This is a genomic window from Mesorhizobium sp. M0587 (assembly GCF_040320945.1).
Taxonomy (GTDB): domain Bacteria; phylum Pseudomonadota; class Alphaproteobacteria; order Rhizobiales; family Rhizobiaceae; genus Mesorhizobium.
This window is the reverse complement of the sequence record NZ_JAMYQP010000086.1, coordinates 1-5,950: the sequence shown is the minus strand read 5'-3', so window position 1 is coordinate 5,950 and position 5,950 is coordinate 1. Positions and strand designations below refer to the sequence as shown.

6 protein-coding genes and 4 pseudogenes are annotated in these 5,950 nt (G+C 60.3%); 7 read left to right on the top strand and 3 right to left on the bottom strand.

The features are described from left to right. Positions 1 to 109 precede the first annotated feature (109 nt). Both NKI49_RS33030 and NKI49_RS33530 read right to left on the bottom strand, forming a co-directional pair. A pseudogene (locus tag NKI49_RS33030) lies at positions 110 to 214 on the bottom strand (DDE-type integrase/transposase/recombinase); the annotation flags it as partial. Then, positions 198 to 546: pseudogene (locus NKI49_RS33530) on the bottom strand (ATP-binding protein); the annotation flags it as partial. The pseudogenes NKI49_RS33030 and NKI49_RS33530, both read right to left, overlap by 17 nt. Before the next feature lie 312 nt (positions 547 to 858). Here NKI49_RS33530 and NKI49_RS33015 point away from each other — a divergent pair. The 4 genes from NKI49_RS33015 to NKI49_RS33000 are packed head-to-tail and all read left to right on the top strand — an operon-like array spanning position 859 to position 3,082. Further along, complete coding sequence (locus NKI49_RS33015; protein WP_352608370.1) at positions 859 to 1,032, top strand: hypothetical protein; 174 nt, start codon at positions 859 to 861, stop codon at positions 1,030 to 1,032. Next, positions 1,016 to 1,411 (top strand): recombinase family protein, encoded by a 396-nt coding sequence (locus tag NKI49_RS33010; protein ID WP_352608368.1) that lies wholly within the window; start codon positions 1,016 to 1,018, stop codon positions 1,409 to 1,411. Before NKI49_RS33015 ends, NKI49_RS33010 begins: the two co-directional genes overlap by 17 nt. A gap of 8 nt (positions 1,412 to 1,419) precedes the next feature. Then, positions 1,420 to 2,691, top strand: coding sequence for a recombinase family protein (locus NKI49_RS33005; RefSeq protein WP_352608366.1), 1,272 nt, complete (start codon positions 1,420 to 1,422; stop codon positions 2,689 to 2,691). Then, positions 2,660 to 3,082, top strand: coding sequence for a helix-turn-helix domain-containing protein (locus tag NKI49_RS33000; RefSeq protein WP_352608364.1), 423 nt, complete (start codon positions 2,660 to 2,662; stop codon positions 3,080 to 3,082). The genes NKI49_RS33005 and NKI49_RS33000 overlap by 32 nt, the downstream gene beginning before the upstream one ends. A gap of 31 nt (positions 3,083 to 3,113) precedes the next feature. On the opposite strand, the pseudogene NKI49_RS32995 reads toward NKI49_RS33000, so the two are convergent. Further along, positions 3,114 to 3,254, bottom strand: a pseudogene (locus tag NKI49_RS32995) (ATP-binding protein); the annotation flags it as partial. Between the two features lie 93 nt (positions 3,255 to 3,347). On the opposite strand from NKI49_RS32995, the gene NKI49_RS32990 reads away from it, so the two are divergent. From NKI49_RS32990 to NKI49_RS32980, 3 genes and pseudogenes are all read left to right on the top strand, one after another. Further along, positions 3,348 to 3,872, top strand: a complete 525-nt coding sequence (locus NKI49_RS32990; protein WP_352608362.1) for a hypothetical protein — start codon at positions 3,348 to 3,350, stop codon at positions 3,870 to 3,872. 584 nt (positions 3,873 to 4,456) lie between these two features. After that, positions 4,457 to 4,762 carry a hypothetical protein gene (locus NKI49_RS32985; protein WP_352608360.1) on the top strand — a complete coding sequence of 102 codons (306 nt, stop codon included), beginning with the start codon at positions 4,457 to 4,459 and terminating at the stop codon, positions 4,760 to 4,762. 134 nt (positions 4,763 to 4,896) lie between these two features. Further along, positions 4,897 to 5,860 (top strand): annotated as a pseudogene (locus NKI49_RS32980) (IS630 family transposase); the annotation flags it as partial. Positions 5,861 to 5,950 lie beyond the last annotated feature (90 nt).

Sequence of the window (5,950 nt, the reverse complement as noted above, 5' to 3'; positions counted from 1 at the left end):
ACTGCGACCACCCTGATCGGCTCGCCTGCGCCCAACCTGGATGATGCCCTGGCGCCGATGGAGAGTTGAATTGGGCAACTGCTGACCGATACCGAAAGGGGGGCTGAATGCCGACGCTGTCGAGGGCGCGATAAAGATACAGATACATCCAACGGCCGCGAACCTTGATATAGATCTCGTCCATATGCCACTTGCCGGTTGCGGTCCGCTTGCGTCAGGATGGCGTCGGCATAAGTCGGATTTCCGATGACGTCATGCCATGCTGACACGGGCAGTTGGCTGGTGATGATGGTGGAGCGGCGGCCGTAGCCATCCTCGAGGATTTCGAGGAGATCGTGGCGGGCCTGGTTCAAGGCCTCAATCATCAAGGATCAGCAATTGGACCCGGGCGAGCGTGCGTTGCAGGCGTGCGTAGCGACCATCGCCTCTGGCGAGCGCCAGGTTGGCGAACAGGCGTGGGACACGCTTATAGAGAACGGACCGGTCGTCCCGGCAGGCCTTATGCCCGAGCGCGCAGGCAAGCCAACTCTTGCCCAGGCCGGTCGGACTGGGCTCATAATGCCCGTTATCAGGATGGCGAGGCAAAGAAGATTGTCCGTTACGCCTTTCATCCACGTTCGGGCGGGGAAATTTTCGTCACAGGCCGTCAGCGTTATTGCGGTGAGCCGGCCTATGTCGGGCGACAACCGGATGGCAGCCTGGCGCTGATTCCGATCTGGATGACGGAAGAGATCGCCCTGACGATGGCGGTTCGCGAGGCGCCCCGTTTTCCCCTTTCATGCCTGCGCGACCTGCGCCGCGAGGTCGATGCATGTCTACGTTTTCTGCAGAGCGACTCACGCCAGCCAGGAGACCACCATGCAGCGCAGGCAATGCCGAACCGACCAGCCAGACCTGTTTTCCAAGAAGGCTCCGCCATCGAGTCTTCCAGGCGAAGTCCGGGAACGCACCCTCCCGCTGATCGAGACCTTGCTGAGGGAAGCGGTGGTGAGCCAGACGGGACGGGAGGCAGATCATGAAGAACACCGCTGAACATCTCGCGCGCGGTGCCTATGTCTATGTCCGGCAGTCGACGGCCGATCAACTCGTCAACAATCCCGAGAGCCGGCGACGCCAATATGGCCTTGCCGAGCGAGCGCGGTCCCTTGGCTGGAAAGACGCCATCGTCATCGATGAAGATCTCGGTCGTTCAGGGTCTGGCATCAGCCGTCCGGGCTTTGAGAAGCTTCTGGCGGCGATCTGCGAAGGTCGGGTTGGTGCGGTTCTCGCCATTGAAGCCTCCCGGCTGGCCCGCAATGGCCGGGACTGGCATACGCTCATCGAGTTTTGCGGCCTTGTCGGAACGCTCATCATAGATGAGGCGGCATCTACGAACCGCGTCATCCCAACGACAGGCTGCTGCTCGGCATGAAGGGCACGATGAGCGAACTGGAGCTTTCGATCCTGCGGGCCCGCTCGATCGAAGCCCTAAAGCAGAAGGCACGACGGGGCGAACTTTTCCTGACGGTGGCGATCGGTTACGTCAAGTCGGGCCGGAACCGGGTCGAGAAAGACCCGGACCTGCGGATCCGCGAGGCGATCGATCTTGTATTCCGGCGTTTCGACGAACTGCAGAGCATCCGGCAGGTGCATCTGTGGTTGCGCCGCGAGGGCATTATGCTCCCTGCCGTAAATTACACGCGCGCGGCGGACAGGGCGATCGTCTGGAAGCTGCCCGTCTACAATACGGTGCACCACATTCTCACCAACCCGATCTACGCCGGCGCCTATGCGTTCGGGCGAACCTGCAGCAAAGTCACCATAGAGGCCGGACGCAAACGGATTTTGCGTGGGATCAGGCGCGATCGCGCCGACTGGGAGGTCTTGCTCATCGACCATCACGAAGGTTACCTGAGCTGGCACGATTTTGAGAGGAATCAGCGCCTGATCACGGACAATGCCACAAGCAAAGGCCTGGTGCCGCGCGGTGCTCTTCGCCGGGGCGAGTTGCTGCTCGGCGGTCTCTTGCGCTGCGGCCATTGCGGCCGCAAGCTGCATGTCTCCTATTCCGGCAGCAACGGCAATACGGGGCGCTATCATTGCCGCGGAGCGCAGGTCAACCACGGAACCGACCCGTGCATCGGCTTCGGATCGTTGCGGGTCGATCAGGCGGTCAGCGCGGAGGTTCTTCAACGCCTTCAACCGCTCGGCATGGAAGCGGCGATCAAGGCCATCGAGACCTCCACCGTGCAGGCTGGAGAGAAGCGGCGCCATGTGGAGCTCGCACTCGAGCAGGCACGTTATGAAGCCGCCCATGCACGCCGCCAGTATGACGCCGTCGACCCGGACAACCGGCTTGTAGCAGGCGAACTGGAGCGACGCTGGAATGCCGCGCTCGTAGCCGTCCGCGAGCGTCAGGACGAGCTTGACGCGCTCGACCGCCACAAGCCTGAGGCTCTGGGAGAAGAGGAACGGCGGAGCCTGCTGCGCATGGGCGCCGATCTCGAACTGGCATGGCATCATGCCAACGCCACCGCCACCACGCGCAAGCGGATCATCCGTGCCGTGATTCGCGAGATTGTCGTCGCCATCGAAGACGACCACATCAAAATGCTGGTGCATTGGCAGGGCGGCGACCATACCGCGCTTTCGGTCAGGAAGACAAGGCAGGCCATCACCGTTGGGGCGCCCCGCCGGACATCGAGGACCTGATCCGTGCCCTGGCACGCCAATTGCCGATAGAGCGATCGCATCGCTTCTCAACCGGCTCGGCAAAACCACGGGTCGTCTCAACGGATGGACGCAGTCCCGTGTCTGCACTTTCCGCAACCAGCACGACATCGCCGTCTACAAAAAGGACGAACGGTCGGAGCGCGGCGAGTATACATTGCAGGAAACGGCTGCGAAGCTCGGCCTGCGGCCAATGACCGTGCTGCGCATGATCCGCGCCGGCGATCTGAAGGCCGAGCAGTATTGCAAGGGTACGCCTTGGATCATCCGTCATGAAGATATCGAGCAACTCGATATCCAGCACCATTCCGGCAGGAGCGGACACAGTCCATTATCACAATCACAGGATCAGCAGATCCAGCTTCTTCAATAACATAGCGAGGTGTGCATTATGTCGTGGGATCGGGGCCGCCGATGAGCACGGCGTTGCGCTGGTCGGCGACGAACTCGCAACGATGAAGTTGCCGCACCAGCTGCCTCTTTACCTCGCTGCTGGCGAAGTCAAAGCCGTTGAGATCACGATAGGCTGGAAAGCGAGCTATCTTGTGCCCGCATAACGCGATGCGGATTTTGCATGGCAAGGAACGGTCGGTCTGAAATAACATCAGCAGTCGCGCAATGACCTAAGGAGCGACGCGATGCAAGGCAGCAGGCAAGGGGTGGGGGCAAATTCCGAACAAGACGGTGAAGACACCCTTAAGTGGATTGAATGCTTGACCGGCTCCTCGTCCGGCGAAGCGGCGCTGAAACAAATTTTACGAGCCTGGACGAAGGAAGGGGAGCAGGAGCAAGATGAGGAGCGGCAAGAGGCAATGGCACGGATCGAGGCTTGGCTCGAAACAGGCAATTTCCGAGCCGAGCTGAACTTGACATCGCTGTCCCTGACGGCACTGCCCCCCAGACTACCGGCCAACCTCCAGTGGCTCAATGCCAATGACAACCGGCTGACCAGGCTGCCCAACAATCTCCCACCCGGTCTGCGAAAGCTCGATGCCGGTAGCAACCAACTGATCAGGCTGCCTGAGTTTCTTCCGGGGATGCTCGACGTGCTCCACGTCAACAGCAACCGCTTGACCGAGTTGCCCGCGCGCCAGGGCTCAGAGACCTTGGCGTCATCCAGAACGAAATCGCGCTCCTGCCGGAAAATCTCCCGCCCGAGCTAACGGATCTCTGGGTCGGCGGCAATCAACTAACTAGCCTTCCTGAGCGCCTTCCGGCGAGTTTCAAGAGACTCCAAGCCGACGACAATGAACTCGCCAGCCTACCCGAGAACCTCCCGGCCAGCCTAACGTTCCTCAGTGCGGGCAACAATTCTCTGAGCGGCTTGCCCGCTAACCTACTGACGGGGCTGGAGCAGCTTAGTGTCATGGGAAACAACCTGCGAGGAACTGGCAATTCGCAAACCGCACTGCCGTACATTTTGGAGCGCCTTAGTCCTAATTGCATGGTTAACCTGCTTCGCAATCCGCTCCCAGATCGAATGCGGGAGTACCTGCGCGGCCAGAGGGGGAGGAACTTTCCGGAGATCAGTTGCTGATGCTGCTCGAGAAAAGATGCGGAAAACTACGTTCGTGCAGTTTGAGTGAAAAACCTTTTGCCGAGGTCATAGGGGTCCGCTATAGGGGTCGAAGTGATTTCCACGTGGTCCCCCTAAGTATTGCGCGCTACCTAAGACTGCAGCTGACAGGCTTCAGTGCGTCAGATGTGGATCGAGGACAATGTCGCTACTCGGCGGAGGAAATGTGTGATGGATAAGCAAAACAGACCTGTTGTTTACATTTCGGGTGTAGACGAACGAAAGCTTGGCGCCGCTCTGATCGCTGTTCAATCGGCATTTAGTGTCGCGATTAAGGAACTATCGAAGCTTCACAAAGGGAACAGTCCTCAGTGGTTCGAAGAACTGGAGGAGGTGGTAACCGCTGAGGCAAAAGCCACAGTCACCTACGGCATCCCGCTGGATGTCGAGGTGGAAAGCCTCAAATTCGGCATCGACGTCCTTCGGGCGATCTTGGATGCAAGCCGCGCTGAGCTTGGCTTTGCAGCGAAGGAATAACCATTAATACATGGCCTGGGGGCCAGAGATGAGTCGCAATCATCACATACTCAACGGCCCCGCCTCTTGGAAAGGCGGCCCTAGTGGACTGATCGGGACGGAAGAGTCCGATTTGGGATTCCCCTCGTTGTCGCATGCGCACAGGTATCATGATCGACGTTACGGCATCCGACAGGGCTAGGCTTGAGGCGATCGTGGCGGCCCGAGGCTCGCCGCAGAAGCATGTCTGGCGAGCTCGGATCATCCTTTTGAGCAGCGAAGGCTTGGGAACTGTGGCAGTCATGGCGGCTACGGCCAAGTCGAAGACCTGCGTATGGCGGTGGCAGGAACGGTTCATGGCCGAGGGCGTCGACGGCCTGTTGCGCGACAAGACCCGGCCGCCCGGCATCGCGCCGCTGAAAGCCGTGCTGGTCGACAAGGTCGTCGCGCTGACGCTTGAGCCGCCTGCTCACGAAGCGACACACTGGACGGTCCGTGCGATGGCGAGGGCGGCCGGTATCGCTGCGTCTTCGGTCGTGAAGATCTGGCACGATCACGGTCTTGCCCCGCATCGCTGGCGCACCTTCAAGCTTTCGAACGACAAGGCCTTTGCCGAAAAGCTGCACGACGTGGTCGGCCTCTATGTCTCGCCGCCCGCCCATGCGATCGTCCTGTCGGTGGATGAGAGGAGCCAGATTCAGGCCCTCGACCGCACGCAACCGGGGCTACCGCTGAAGAAGGGGCGCGGCGGCACCATGACGCATGATTACAAACGCAACGGAACCACCACCCTGTTCGCCGCCCTCAACGTGCTCGACGGCTCGGTGATCGGCCGCAACATGCAGCGTCACCGGCACCAGGAGTTCATCCGCTTCCTCAATGCGGTCGAGGCTGAACTCCCGACCGACAAAGCCGTCCACGTCATCCTCGACAACTACGCCACCCACAAGCAGCCGAAAGTCAGGGCCTGGCTGGCCCGGCATCCGCGATGGACCTTCCACTTCGTGCCGACATCCTGCTCGTGGCTGAACGCTGTCGAGGGCTTCCAAGCTCACCCGCCGACGCCTGAAGCACGGCATCTTCCATTCCGTCGTCGACCTCCAGACGGCGTTGGTGCGCGGATATGAAATCGAACGCATTTCGATCATTAATGTAGTTGGTTATGCCTGCGTGACTTGACGCCGGATAGACTCCGGGCGTGCCCATGCC

What these genes read in the sequence shown, in the direction of transcription:
- NKI49_RS32990 (WP_352608362.1), top strand. Translation starts at nt 3,348, where the DNA reads ATGCAAGGCAGCAGGCAAGGGGTGGGGGCAAATTCCGAACAAGACGGT.
- NKI49_RS33005 (WP_352608366.1), top strand. Translation starts at nt 1,420, where the DNA reads ATGAGCGAACTGGAGCTTTCGATCCTGCGGGCCCGCTCGATCGAAGCC.
- NKI49_RS32985 (WP_352608360.1), top strand. Translation starts at nt 4,457, where the DNA reads ATGGATAAGCAAAACAGACCTGTTGTTTACATTTCGGGTGTAGACGAA.
- NKI49_RS33010 (WP_352608368.1), top strand. Translation starts at nt 1,016, where the DNA reads ATGAAGAACACCGCTGAACATCTCGCGCGCGGTGCCTATGTCTATGTC.
- NKI49_RS33015 (WP_352608370.1), top strand. Translation starts at nt 859, where the DNA reads ATGCAGCGCAGGCAATGCCGAACCGACCAGCCAGACCTGTTTTCCAAG.